The organism is Enterococcus cecorum (assembly GCF_052119425.1).
GTDB lineage: Bacteria > Bacillota > Bacilli > Lactobacillales > Enterococcaceae > Enterococcus_E > Enterococcus_E cecorum_C.
This window is the reverse complement of record NZ_JBQKFH010000051.1, coordinates 1-12,780: the sequence shown is the minus strand read 5'-3', so window position 1 is coordinate 12,780 and position 12,780 is coordinate 1. Positions and strand designations below refer to the sequence as shown.

The 12,780-nt window shown below is 37.0% G+C and carries 12 protein-coding genes, 1 tRNA gene and 1 riboswitch; of the genes, 12 read left to right on the top strand and 1 reads right to left on the bottom strand.

What is annotated here, in order from left to right; translation table 11 throughout:
- The first annotated feature begins 136 nt into the window (after nt 1-136).
- From ACTQZM_RS10605 to ACTQZM_RS10595, 3 genes are all read left to right on the top strand, one after another.
- On the top strand, nt 137-1,315 hold the full coding sequence (locus ACTQZM_RS10605; protein WP_441653738.1) for a hypothetical protein: 1,179 nt from the start codon (nt 137-139) through the stop codon (nt 1,313-1,315).
- A gap of 95 nt (nt 1,316-1,410) precedes the next feature.
- Nucleotides 1,411-2,736, top strand: coding sequence for a C1 family peptidase (locus ACTQZM_RS10600; RefSeq protein ID WP_441653737.1), 1,326 nt, complete (start codon nt 1,411-1,413; stop codon nt 2,734-2,736).
- Nucleotides 2,737-2,860: 124 nt separating this feature from the next.
- Nucleotides 2,861-2,943 (top strand) — tRNA-Leu (locus ACTQZM_RS10595).
- Nucleotides 2,944-3,006: 63 nt separating this feature from the next.
- Here the strand turns inward: ACTQZM_RS10595 and proC are convergent.
- Nucleotides 3,007-3,822, bottom strand: coding sequence for a pyrroline-5-carboxylate reductase (proC, locus tag ACTQZM_RS10590; RefSeq protein ID WP_441653735.1), 816 nt, complete (start codon nt 3,820-3,822; stop codon nt 3,007-3,009).
- A 156-nt stretch (nt 3,823-3,978) separates the two neighbouring features.
- On the opposite strand from proC, the gene nagA reads away from it, so the two are divergent.
- The 9 genes from nagA (at nt 3,979) to purB (ending at nt 12,661) form a co-directional block, all read left to right on the top strand.
- Nucleotides 3,979-5,124, top strand: coding sequence for an N-acetylglucosamine-6-phosphate deacetylase (nagA, locus tag ACTQZM_RS10585; protein WP_171299619.1), 1,146 nt, complete (start codon nt 3,979-3,981; stop codon nt 5,122-5,124).
- Between the two features lie 110 nt (nt 5,125-5,234).
- Complete coding sequence (locus ACTQZM_RS10580; RefSeq protein WP_248624911.1) at nt 5,235-6,191, top strand: aromatic acid exporter family protein; 957 nt, start codon at nt 5,235-5,237, stop codon at nt 6,189-6,191.
- Between the two features lie 76 nt (nt 6,192-6,267).
- Nucleotides 6,268-6,771, top strand: a complete 504-nt coding sequence (locus ACTQZM_RS10575) for a hypothetical protein (protein ID WP_441653734.1) — start codon at nt 6,268-6,270, stop codon at nt 6,769-6,771.
- A 10-nt stretch (nt 6,772-6,781) separates the two neighbouring features.
- A complete protein-coding gene (locus tag ACTQZM_RS10570) occupies nt 6,782-7,396 on the top strand; it encodes a glycoside hydrolase family 73 protein (RefSeq protein ID WP_441653733.1) in 615 nt (204 codons plus the stop codon).
- A gap of 145 nt (nt 7,397-7,541) precedes the next feature.
- Nucleotides 7,542-7,639: riboswitch (purine riboswitch) on the top strand.
- Between the two features lie 99 nt (nt 7,640-7,738).
- Nucleotides 7,739-8,320 (top strand): xanthine phosphoribosyltransferase, encoded by a 582-nt coding sequence (locus tag ACTQZM_RS10565; protein ID WP_113784226.1) that lies wholly within the window; start codon nt 7,739-7,741, stop codon nt 8,318-8,320.
- A 4-nt stretch (nt 8,321-8,324) separates the two neighbouring features.
- Entirely contained in the window at nt 8,325-9,602 is a 1,278-nt protein-coding gene (locus ACTQZM_RS10560; RefSeq protein ID WP_113784225.1) for a nucleobase:cation symporter-2 family protein, read from the top strand.
- Between the two features lie 148 nt (nt 9,603-9,750).
- Nucleotides 9,751-10,239 carry a 5-(carboxyamino)imidazole ribonucleotide mutase gene (gene purE / locus ACTQZM_RS10555; RefSeq protein WP_047241954.1) on the top strand — a complete coding sequence of 163 codons (489 nt, stop codon included), beginning with the start codon at nt 9,751-9,753 and terminating at the stop codon, nt 10,237-10,239.
- A complete protein-coding gene (gene purK / locus ACTQZM_RS10550) occupies nt 10,223-11,350 on the top strand; it encodes a 5-(carboxyamino)imidazole ribonucleotide synthase (protein WP_243198639.1) in 1,128 nt (375 codons plus the stop codon). Before purE ends, purK begins: the two co-directional genes overlap by 17 nt.
- A gap of 12 nt (nt 11,351-11,362) precedes the next feature.
- A complete protein-coding gene (gene purB / locus ACTQZM_RS10545) occupies nt 11,363-12,661 on the top strand; it encodes an adenylosuccinate lyase (RefSeq protein ID WP_441653732.1) in 1,299 nt (432 codons plus the stop codon).
- Nucleotides 12,662-12,780 lie beyond the last annotated feature (119 nt).

The window sequence follows — 12,780 nt, the reverse complement described above, 5'->3', positions numbered from 1 at the left end:
CGACTTAATTATAGAGGAAACAGATGTCTTTTTCTATTATTATGAGTATAAAAAAAGATATTTAGTGTTATCCTCCGTTTGAGTAACAACACTAAATATCTTAGACCCTTTATTTTGAAGTAAAAGAGGTGAACGCATGGCGGATTACTTAGAGACTTATCTGACTTGGTATCCGAATAGTAAAATAGAACATTACCCCCAAGATTTTCATACGACTTTATCTAGTGATGATCGTAGTCAATATTATCAAGCGCTTGAATTAGATCAGCAGCAACAATTGGAGTTACACCGCAAATATGAATTGCGCTCCAAATTTACGACTTTTGATTATTTAAAAGATACCCAATGGCAGTTTGATGAATACCGGGTGGACTATAATTATCCAAAGAGTGATCCGGGATTGCGCTGTAAGTGTGGTAAAAAGTTAAAATATCAGTTTGTTTTAATTTCCAAAAATAAGCAAAAGAAAATGTATTTAGGTATGCAGCACTTTTCTGATCATTTAGGTGTTTCGCCAAAAGTGGCTAATGAGATTAAAAAGGGTTTGTCTCAAGTGGATTTTGGCATTGATGAGATTTTGTGGTTGCATCATCAAAAGTATCAATTTCCTAATGAACTATGGCGACGGTATTGTTTTGCGCATTATCGGAATAGTTTGATGAAGCAACCAGTCAAGCTAAATCGACAATTACTCAAGCGATTGGCGAGTTTTAGACAAGTGGATTTACCGATTTATACGGTGGATTTTCAGTTGGTTTTACGTGAGATTGCTTTGGTTAATAAGCAGCTACGTGTGGAAGGCAACCAGTTAAAGCAAATTTATCAGCGCGAACATTTTGAAGCTTTTGCCCAAGATTTAGCGCAAGATATTTTAACATTTGCCTTTAATTATGATAGTAAACGTATTTTTTCAGCGCAAGGGAAGAAATATCTAAAGAATCAGTCATTCACGCGCGAACAATTGATGAGTGAATTGATAGAACGATTGCGACAATTGGATGGCCTTGAAGATATTTCTCAAAAACGCACCACTTTTCAAACGCAAACAGTGCATTTACCTTTAGCGATGTTTGAGGAAAATTGTTTAGCATATGTATTAGAAAAATATTTGCAATATGGTTTTCGTTTGAATTTCTTTCTCAGTTTACCGCGCAGCCTCAGAATGGCCATGCAGAAAACATTAAAAGCCCAAAAAGCTATTCCTACCGTGCAAAGTTATGCGCAAGAGTTGAAAGTACATTTAAATCAAATTCCAAAAGGTTATCAAAAAATGGTATTGGAAAGCTTGTTACGCGATTTAGCTGCAAGGGAGTAATCTTTTTTGAGGAGTTCAAAAATTTTCAAATGAATGGCTCTATCCCTTGCACTTCATGGATAACAGGTGTAGGATAAGAAACAGAGGTGTTGTATATGTCAGAAATTACATTAAATCAATTAGAAAACTTAGAAAATGCATATTTAAAAAATGATAAGTTGAATGTGCTTCAAAATGCTTTATTTAGCAATGATTTAACCAAAATTGCTTCTAATCAACAAGCAAAAGCAGCGCAACCATTTATTTTTTCAATTGACTTGAAAACACATGGAATTACCAACCAATTTCAATCTGGTCGTTGCTGGATTTTCTCAGCGATGAATGTTTTGCGTGAAGCTTTAATTAAAGAATTGAAGATTGAAGGCGATTTTGAACTTTCTCAAAATTACATTGCTTTTTATGATAAATTAGAAAAAGCGAATTGGTTTATGGAATGTGTCAAAAAAGAATTAGTCACTGATTTAGATGCGGAAAAAATGCGTTTCTTATTAGAAGGAGCAGTCAGCGATGGGGGTCAATGGAATATGTTGGTTTCATTGGTTGAAAAATACGGTGTTTGTCCGAAAGATGCTTATCCTGAAAGTTTCCAAGCTGGGCATACACGTAAATTAAACAGCTTGATGAATCGTCGTTTACGCAAATTTGCACTGGAAGCTAAAGCCGCGTTTGATGCTGGAAATCAAGCAGCCATCGATAAACTTCAACAAGAAACGCTTAAAGAAGTCTATCAATTATTAGCGACAAACTTTGGTCTACCTCCAAAAGAATTTGTTTTTGAATATTATGATGAAGATCATAAAGCACATGCCAAAGAATTAACACCACATGAACTATACAAATTAACTAACTTAAACTTAAGTGACTATGTGAATGTGATTAACGGTCCTACAGCAGACAAACCTTTCTATCAAACATTCACTGTAGAACATTTAGGGAATGTCGTCGATGGTCAACCTGTTCAATTATTAAACTTACCATTAGACGAGTTCAAAGAAGCAACAATCAAACAAATGCAAGCAGGTGAATTGGTATGGTTTGGTTGTGATTGTTCTCAAGATGCTGATCGTGAAGGCGGTATGTGGAATGATGAATACTTCCAATACGAAAAAGCATTTGACTTAGACTTGGCTTTAACGAAAGAAGAAATGTTAAACGTGAAGGAAAGCGCCATGAACCATGCGATGGTCTTAACTGGGGTAAACTTAGTCGATGGCGAACCTAATCGTTGGAAAATCGAAAATTCTTGGGGCGATAAAGTAGGACACAAGGGATACTATGTTGCAAGTGATACTTGGTTTGATAAATATGTGTATGTTGTGGCTATCAACAAGAAATATTTATCAGAGAAAGCCCTAAAAGCTTTAGAAGGCCAACCAACATTATTAAAACCTTGGGATCCATTCGGTACTTTAGCCGACTAAGATTGGTTTTAAATTAAATCTAAGCTATTCACAGCAGTTTGCGTATTTGCGGACTGCTGTGTTCATTTTAAGTGAATTTTATTGACTTTTTATTTTAAGCACTATAGAATAAAAAACAGATGAAGCAGATGTGGTGGAATTGGCAGACACGCACGCTTGAGGGGCGTGTGAGCACAGCTCGTGTGGGTTCGAGTCCCATCGTCTGCATAAAAATAAAACACAAGGTTTGAAAGTTGTTTTTCATCCCTTGTGTTTTTTCTATTGCTTTTATTATTTTTTATTTTGCATTTCTTGGTCTTTTTGAATCGTAGCATCAATGCCTTTGATGATGCTAGTCATAAAATTGTTTTCTTCCATCGCCAATAAACCAGCAACGGTAGTCCCACCAGGGGAGCAAACTTTATCTATTAATCCCCATGGGTTTTCTTCAGATTCTAAAATCATTTTGGCACTACCTAAAACCGCTTGGGCAGCAATCTCAGTACTTAATTGTTTGGGTAAGCCGTGTTTGACAGCTGCTCTGGCCAAGGTATCAATAAATAGATAAGCATAAGCAGGTGAACTTCCGGCAATAGCGGTAAAGTTTGAAAAGTCTTTTTCCGCCACGAACCATGCTTTCCCAACGGCATTAAACATCTCTAAAACAAGGTCTAATTGTTCTTTAGTGGCATGTGTATTTCCGCAAATCGCAGCAGCACCTAATCCAACCATCGCATTAACGTTTGGCATAATGCGGATCACGGGTAGTTGTTGATTTTCTCCTAAGGCATGTTCTAATTGCGCAAGGGTAGTTCCTGCGGCGATGGATAAAATGACGGGATGATTTGCAACCAATTGTTTTTGATACTTTTCAATCAAAGGTAATAAGACATTTGGTTTCACTGCAAATAGGACGTAATCAGCTAAGTCAATTACTTCTGCTTCATTTTGCGCTAGATGTATTTGATATTCGTTTACCATATCGGTTAAATTTTCTGGATGGTGATCATAGGCGATAATTTGATTTCCTGCAATAAAGCCGTGGGCAACAATACCTTTAATGATTGCACTAGCCATATTACCAACGCCAATAAAACCAATTTTCATAACGTTTCACTCCAATTTTTATTCGTTTATATGTGTTTTTATGTTACACCAAAAATAGTAAGAAAGCTACATGAAAAGTGGTATATACCAGTATTGACATTTTAGCTAAAAAGGCGTATGTTATAAGTGTAATTTAATTAAAGGGAAGTGCGACAAGTGACAGAATATATTCATGCTCAAAAATTTTTCTTTACAACAGGTGTAAAAGAAGGCGGTTACTTAGAAATTAAGGATGGTAAGTTTGGTGCTTACTTAGAAGAAAAACCGGCCAAGGCGACAATTATTGATTATGCGGATAAATGGATAGCGCCAGGTTTGGTAGACACACATATTCATGGGTATAAAAATCATGATGTCATGGATAATGATCCAGAAGGTATTAAAGTCATGTCTTCTGCCTTATTAGAATGTGGGGTGACTTCATTCTTGCCAACGACTTTAACTTCTAGTCGCGAACGTTTGTTAGCTGTTTCTAAGACAATTCGTGCGGTAAAAGATGAAGTCGATGGTGCGAAGATTCAAGGGATTTACTTTGAAGGACCATTTTTCACAGAAGAACATAAGGGTGCACAAAATCCAAGTTATTTCTCAGATCCATCGCTTGAAGTGTTCCATGAATGGCAAGAAGCAAGTGGTCATTTAATTAAGAAAATTGCTTTAGCGCCTGAACGTGAAGGTGTCGAAGAATTTGTTGAAACAATTACGAATGAAGGGGTTGTGGTTGCTTTAGGTCATAGTAATGCGACCTTAAAAGAAGCAACAAAAGCAGTGGATGCTGGCGCTAGTGTCTTTGTTCATGCATTTAACGGAATGCGTGGGTTAAATCATCGTGAACCTGGAATGGTTGGTGCGATGTTAACTGTGAAGGAAATCTTTGCGGAATTGATTGCGGATGGTCATCATGTGCATCCTAAAGCAGTGGAATTATTAGTGCAAACAATCGGCTATGATAAAGTAGCTTTAATTACTGACTGTATGATGGCTGGTGGAATGCCTGATGGGGATTATATCCTTGGTGAATTCCCAGTTGTGGTGGCTAATGGAACAGCACGCATGAAAGAAGGCAATCTTGCTGGTAGTATCTTGAAATTGTATGAAGGTATGCGCAATGTGGTGAAATGGGGTGTGGCAACTCCATATCAAGCAGTGATGATGGCAAGTTATATTCCTGCGGTAAGTTGTAATATTGCTGATCAATGTGGTTCAATTCAAAAAGGACGTGCAGCTGACTTTATCGTGTTAGATAAGGAAATGAATTTAGTAGCTACTTATTTAGATGGTCAAAAACGTTTTGAAAAATAAGTTGTCTTACTTTGGTGGGGGATTTTCCTCCGCCTTTTTTTGTTGACATTGTGAATTGAAAAAATCTTAATTATCGTCTATGATGAACAAAAAGAGTTCGGGGGAAAGTTATGAAGATTGGTTTACGAACGATTAAAACGGTGATTGCGAGTGTCTTAGCAATTCTGATAGCTACACAACTTCATTTATTATATGCAACAGCTGCAGGAATTATTGCGATATTAAGTGTGGGAAATACGAAAAAAACATCACTGAAATCCGGGTTAGGTCGTGTACTTTCTTTAGGATTAGCCATTATTTTATCTTTTATTTGTTTTACGACACTAGGGTTTCATCCATGGGCATTTGGTGTCTTTTTACTCGTATTTATTCCTTTGTCTGTACGTTTTAATCTAGCGGATGCGATTGTGGTGAATTCGGTCCTTATTACGCATTTTCTAGTAGAGAAGAGCTTTTCGTGGCAAATGATTTTAAATGAAACGCTGCTTATGACGATTGGTGTCGGTTTGGCATTATTATTGAATCTATATATGCCGGATAATGAAAAGCAATTAAAAGAAGATATCAAAGCAATTGAAGAAGATTTTCGGACGATTATTTTTGCGATGGCGGCCCATTTAAATCTAGAAAAAATGGCTCCTTTAGATGATGATTGCTTAGATTTGCGGGCAAAATTACGGGCAGCACTTAATCAGGCACACATTCATCAGAAAAACCAATGGATCAGTGAAGAAGATTATTATTCGGAATATTTTTCAATGCGTTTGGCCCAACTTAGAATTTTACGGGATATGGTCAATTTATTAATCGAAATTGATATTGATGGTTTATTTGTAGATGAGTTGCGCAAAGTATTAATTTCGACGGCTGAGAACTTTGCTGAAGAAAATGACGGCAAGTTAATTTTATGGCAAATTGAAGCCGTCTATCAAAATTATCGTCAAAAACCTTTGCCACAAACACGCGAGGAATTCGAAAACCGTGCCTTGTTATTTCAATTTTTACAGTCATTTCGTAGTTTTGTAGAAATTAAAGCCATCTTTTACCAAAATGAACAAAAAATCTAAAGCTTTATTAAAGATGAGTGTAATTATTCGCAATTTGATTAAAATAGATTACAATAGGAAATGAGGACGTGATGATATGAGCGATGTTTATTTAATGATATTATTAGATGTAATCAAGGAAAAATATTATTCTGAGAAAGTCTTTTATCAAACGCAACTAGGAATTGATGAAGAGGCTTGGAATGATTTCAAACAAGGAAAGTGTTCCTTAAGTGCAGAAAATACCCAAAAGTTAAAGAACTTGTTTACCGATTATGAATGGATGTTATTCCAAAAAGTGTTGCGTCAAACGGTGGTTTATCCTGAAAAACGCGGAATTGCCGTCAAAGAATATCGCAAAATGAAATATTTAATTGCTAGTAAATGGATGAATCACCAATTAGCAAAAGTTGAAATCGTTGAAGAAAGCAGCCAAAATCAAGAAACACAAGCCTTACTTCTTGCGGTTCGTTTGGATTATCAAGAATGGGGCTATGATGATATTTTAACCTTCAGAGTTCCTGCACGTTTACAAAAACAACTTGCAAGTGATCAAATAAAATTATTGGACTGGTTTGATGAGCAAATCGAAGAAAATTAACGGGGGTCAGATGAAGAAGAAAAAGTTAAAAAAGAGAAAACAAAATATGGTGCCTGTCATATTATTGGCCTGTATTATCATTTTTTTGACCTTTACTTTCGCTTTATCTCAATTAACGACACCGACACCAGAAACGCAAGCACAACCCGAAGATCCTGAGGTGGCTAGACAAGCGTTCATCGACCGTTTAGCACCGCATGCTAAAGAATTACAAAAACAATACGGGGTCTTGCCAAGTATTACTTTAGGGCAGGCTATTTTAGAGTCAAATTGGGGTAAAAGTGAACTTGCGAGTAAGTATCATAATTTATTTGGGATTAAAGCTTTTGGTGATCAAAACAAGGTGACTTTATCTACCAAAGAATATGTGAATGAACAGTGGGTCACGATTCAAGGTGATTTTAAAGTTTATGAATCTGATGAAGCTTCGATGGATGACCATGCGCTGCTTTTTGTGAATGGCGTCGATTGGGACAAGAATAAATACCAGCCCGTGTTACAAGCACAAGACTATAAAACAGCTGCCTATGCCTTACAACAAGCAGGTTATGCGACTGATCCAACTTATGCGGAAAAAATTATTCAAGTCATCGAGGCGCATGATTTGCAACAATATGACCAATAATGTTAAAGTCTTCCTGAATTTTTCGGGGAGGCTTTTTTGAAAACACGAACATTTATGAGGCTCCTTGATTAGAATTTTATCATTTTTAAAGAAATTCATGCAAATCGATTGAATATTTCATGAAAATGGTTCATAATTATGTACAAGTTTTTCATAATTTAACGCTTATATAAAGTTGTAATAAGGACAACAGTTTCTACCCAATGCCGTAAATATTGGACTATAAGCAAATAAACGTTTGTTGATAAAACAGCGCTTTTTTGCTTTTAGGTAAAAGGGTGCTGTTTTATTTTTATTTCTCAATGCGTTGAATGGTGGATGAAAAGATAAAGGAGTTATAGCATGCAAGCATTAGTTGATCGTATTCAAAAAGATGGCAATATTTTAAATGGAGATGTCTTGAAAGTGGATGCTTTTATTACCCACCAAGTTGATCCTGTATTGATGGAAGAGATTGCCGAGAGTTTTTATCAAGCGTTTAAAGAAGCAGGAATTACCAAGGTAGTGACGATTGAAGCTTCGGGGATTGTACCAGCGGTGTATACTGCCCAAAAATTTGGTGTTCCAATGATTTATGCCCGCAAGTCAAAAAGTTTAACAATGAATGAAGAATTGCTAACGACAGAAGTTTATTCATTTACGAAACAAGTGACTAGTACAGTTTCAATTTCGCGTAAATTCTTATCAAAAGAAGATAAAGTATTAATTATTGATGATTTTCTTGCAAATGGTCAAGCGGCAAAAGGGCTGATTGAATTATGTCGTCAAGCCAATGCGAGTGTTGAAGGAATTGGAATATTAATCGAAAAATCTTTCCAACCTGGACGCAAATTATTAGAAGAGATAGGGGTTAAAGTCGTTTCCCTTGCTCGTATTTCATCGCTTGAAAACGGCAAAATTACATTTATTGAAGGAGACGCTTAGACAAATGAATCAAGTGCAAAATGGAAAAGCAGCAATTTTAGGGTTACAACATTTACTTGCAATGTATGCAGGAGCCGTCGCAGTGCCTTTATTAATCGGGATGGGCTTAGGATTTGATGAAGCACAAATGACATATTTAATCTCGATTGATATTTTTATGTGTGGGGTGGCAACTTTATTACAATTAACGGTGACTAAGTTTTTTGGGATTGGTTTGCCGGTCGTTTTAGGATGTGCGATTCAAGCCGTTTCGCCATTAATCATTATTGGTTCTAAAAATGGTGTCGGGGCCATTTATGGTTCAATCATTGCAGCGGGCATTTATGTCGTATTGATTGCTGGTTTATTCTCAAAAGTGAAAGTATTATTCCCACCAATTGTTACGGGAACTGTCATTACGGTCATAGGCTTAACCTTGATTCCAGTGGCGATTACTAAGATGGGTGGCGGCGATGCAAGTGCCAAAACTTTTGGGGATCCAGCAAGTTTAATTCAAGCCGCCGTAACGATTCTTTTAATTTTAGGTGTACAAGCCTTTGCCAAAGGATTTTTACGTTCGATTTCAGTTTTAATTGGTTTAGTTGGTGGTACAATTTTAGCTTGTTTGATGGGCAATGTGAGTTTTTCAGCCATTGGTCATGCACCGATTTTCCATGTTCCGCAACCATTTTACTTTGGTATGCCAAAATTTGATGTATGGTCGATTCTTTTGATGATTATTATTTCAACGATTAGCATGGTCGAATCAACGGGTGTATATTTCGCACTTGGAGACATTACTGGAAAAAATATTGGTGAAGAAGATTTAAAACGTGGGTATCGTGCGGAAGGTTTAGCCGTAATCTTAGGGGGGATCTTTAATACTTTCCCATATACGGGATTTTCACAAAATGTTGGGTTAGTACAATTATCAGGAATTAAATCCACACGTCCGATTTACTTCTCGGCTTTCTTCTTAATTATTTTAGGTTTATTCCCTAAAGTGGGTGCTGTGGCCCAAATCATTCCAGAACCTGTATTAGGTGGTGGGATGTTAGTCATGTTCGGTATGGTGGCTGTGCAAGGGATGCGTATGTTGTCTAAAGTGAATTTTGAAGATGATAAGAATTTATTAATCGTAGCTTTATCTATTGGTTTAGGTCTAGGGTTTAATAGCTTACCAACCTTATTCCAACATTTACCACAAACCGTACAAATGTTTACCGGAAATGGGATTGTGATGAGTAGTATTACTGCAATTATTTTAAATCTACTCTTTCATGGATTAAAAGAAAAAGCTTAATTGTTTGAAGACTCATTGTGTTTACAGTGGGTCTTTTTATTTACGAACTATTTTGAAGAAATGTAAGATATTATTCGAATTTGTTTTGACTTAACTGTTTTTGCTTGTTAGAATATATGTGAAATCTTTGTTAAAAGGAGCAAAATCAATGGAACCTGTTGTAGCTGTTGTCATGGGGAGTACTTCCGATTGGGAAACAATGAAAAATGCGTGTGAGGTATTGGACGAATATGGTGTAGCGTATGAGAAAAGAGTTGTTTCTGCGCATCGTACACCAGATTTGATGTTTGAATTCGCTGAAAATGCTAGACAGCGTGGCATTAAAGTTATTATTGCTGGTGCTGGGGGAGCGGCTCATTTGCCAGGGATGATTGCAGCGAAATGTACATTGCCAGTGATTGGTGTACCCGTACAATCGCGTGCCTTGAATGGATTAGATTCGCTTTTATCCATTGTACAGATGCCAGCTGGCGTACCTGTTGCGACGACTGCTATTGGAAAAGCTGGGGCAACCAATGCAGGAATACTTGCAGTTGAGATGCTTTCCATGTATGATTTAAAGATAGCAGAAAAAATTCAGGAAAAACGTTTGAATTCTGAAAAAATAGTCAAAGAAAGTAGTGATCAGCTTGTTTAAACCGATTATGCCTGGAGAGACCATCGGAATTGTTGGTGGTGGTCAATTAGGGCGGATGATGAGCTTAAGTGCTAAAAAAATGGGCTTTCGTGTAGGCGTGTTAGACCCAACTGCTGATTGTCCGGCTGCACAGGTGGCAGATTGGCATATTGTGGCAAGTTATGACGATACCATGGCGTTAGAAGAAATGGCTCGTCGTTGTGCCGTGATTACCTATGAATTTGAAAATGTTAGTGTGGAAAGTTTAAATGCTATTTTACCAATTAGCTATATTCCACAAGGGACAGATCTTTTAGCGATTACCCAAGACCGTCTATTAGAAAAAGCCTTTTTAGAAGCAAATAATGTCGTCATTGCACCCTATGCAACAATTATCCATCCAAGTGATATTCCAGATGCAATTGAAGGGATTGGTTATCCATGTGTGCTTAAAACGACTCGTGGTGGATATGATGGCAAAGGGCAATATGTCTTGTACGGGGTGAAGGATTTAGCACCGTCAATGGATTTATTACGTGAAGGAACTTGTGAATTAGAGGCTTGGATTCCTTTTGAAAAAGAAATTTCTGTGATGGTGGCTGGCAATGGAAAGGAATATATTCCATTTCCAGTGGTTGAAAATATTCATCATAATAATATTTTACATGAGACAATTGCACCTGCTCGTATTGATCCAGAGGTGGCAAAAGAAGCACAGCGTATTGCTTTAGAAATTGCTCAAGCCTTAAATTTACATGGGGTACTAGGGATTGAGATGTTCTTAACTGAAACTGGCAGCATTTATGTCAATGAATTAGCCCCTCGTCCACATAATTCAGGACATTATTCCATCGAAGCTTGTGATATGAGTCAGTTTGATATGCATATTCGAGGTATTTGCGGATGGCCTTTAGCTGATGTGAAATTATTATCCCCAGCTGTGATGGTAAATATTTTAGGACAACATCATGAAAAATGTCGTCAATTAATTTTGGAAAAACCATCTTGGCAATTTCATGATTATGGCAAAAAAGAAGTGAAAACCGGTCGAAAAATGGGGCATATTACCATCTTGACTGAAAATATAGAAGATACATTAAAAGAAATTCAACAAACCAATATTTGGGATTAAAGGAGAAGAGTAATGTTACCACGTTATACTAGAGAAGAAATGGGTCGTATTTGGACTGATCAAAATCGTTATCAAGCATGGTTAGAAGTAGAGATTTTAGCTGATGAAGCCTGGGCCGAACTTGGCGAAATTCCAAAAGAAGATGTGCAAAAGATTCGTGCCAATGCAACTTTTGATATCGATCGTATTTTAGAAATTGAAGAACAAACTCGTCATGATGTGGTTGCTTTTACACGTGCAGTTTCAGAATCATTAGGCGAAGAACGTAAATGGGTACACTATGGCTTAACTTCTACGGATGTCGTGGATACTGCTTATGGTTACCTTATTCGTCAAGCAAATGATATCTTACGTGTGGGCTTACAACGTTTAACAGATGTGATTGCTAATAAAGCCAAAGAGCACAAATATACGGTGATGATGGGACGCACTCATGGTGTTCATGCAGAGCCAACAACTTTTGGTTTAAAACTTGCTTTATGGTACTCTGAAATGAAACGCAATATCGAACGTTTTGAACATGCAGCTAAAGGGGTTGAAGCTGGTAAAATCAGTGGCGCGGTAGGGACTTTTGCCAATATCCCACCATTTGTTGAAAGTTATGTCTGTGAAAAGCTACAAATTCGTCCGCAAGAAATCTCAACGCAGGTCTTACCTCGTGATTTACACGCAGAATATTTAGCGACAATGGCTTTAATTGCGACAAGTATCGAAAAATTTGCAACTGAAATCCGTGGTTTACAAAAATCTGAAACACGTGAAGTGGAAGAATTCTTTGCTAAAGGTCAAAAAGGTTCTTCTGCAATGCCGCATAAACGCAATCCAATCGGCTCAGAAAATATGGCAGGTCTTGCTCGTGTGATCCGTGGTCATATGATTACTGCCTATGAAAATGTTTCTTTATGGCATGAACGCGATATTTCTCATTCATCAGCCGAACGTATCATTATTCCAGATACAACGATATTATTGGATTATATGTTACATCGCTTTAGTAATATTGTTGAAAAATTAACAGTATTCCCAGAAAATATGAAACGTAACATGAATGCGACATTTGGCTTGATTTACAGCCAACGCGTGATGCTGAAATTAATCGATAAAGGCTTAACGCGTGAACAGGCTTATGATTTAGTTCAACCAAATACAGCAAAATCATGGGATGAACAACGTGATTTCCGTCCACTTATTGAAGCGGATGAAACGATTATGTCTCATTTAACCAAAGAAGATTTGGATGATGCTTTTGATTACCATTATCATCTGAAAAATGTTGATACCATCTTCGAACGAGTTGGTTTAGGCGAATAACTTAAAATAGGGGGCTGACCCATTAGTCCCTTTTGAATCCAAAAATCGAAGGCACCCGTGAAAGATGCCTTCGATTTTTGGATTTTTTGGATGAAATATAGAGGATTTTCCCCCTATAT

Coding starts and splice junctions, on each gene's coding strand:
- ACTQZM_RS10575 (WP_441653734.1), top strand. CDS start 6,268: ATGAGCGATGTTTATTTAATGATATTATTAGATGTAATCAAGGAAAAA.
- ACTQZM_RS10600 (WP_441653737.1), top strand. CDS start 1,411: ATGTCAGAAATTACATTAAATCAATTAGAAAACTTAGAAAATGCATAT.
- purE (WP_047241954.1), top strand. CDS start 9,751: ATGGAACCTGTTGTAGCTGTTGTCATGGGGAGTACTTCCGATTGGGAA.
- ACTQZM_RS10560 (WP_113784225.1), top strand. CDS start 8,325: ATGAATCAAGTGCAAAATGGAAAAGCAGCAATTTTAGGGTTACAACAT.
- ACTQZM_RS10570 (WP_441653733.1), top strand. CDS start 6,782: ATGAAGAAGAAAAAGTTAAAAAAGAGAAAACAAAATATGGTGCCTGTC.
- ACTQZM_RS10580 (WP_248624911.1), top strand. CDS start 5,235: ATGAAGATTGGTTTACGAACGATTAAAACGGTGATTGCGAGTGTCTTA.
- ACTQZM_RS10565 (WP_113784226.1), top strand. CDS start 7,739: ATGCAAGCATTAGTTGATCGTATTCAAAAAGATGGCAATATTTTAAAT.
- ACTQZM_RS10605 (WP_441653738.1), top strand. CDS start 137: ATGGCGGATTACTTAGAGACTTATCTGACTTGGTATCCGAATAGTAAA.
- purB (WP_441653732.1), top strand. CDS start 11,363: ATGTTACCACGTTATACTAGAGAAGAAATGGGTCGTATTTGGACTGAT.
- proC (WP_441653735.1), bottom strand. CDS start 3,822: ATGAAAATTGGTTTTATTGGCGTTGGTAATATGGCTAGTGCAATCATT.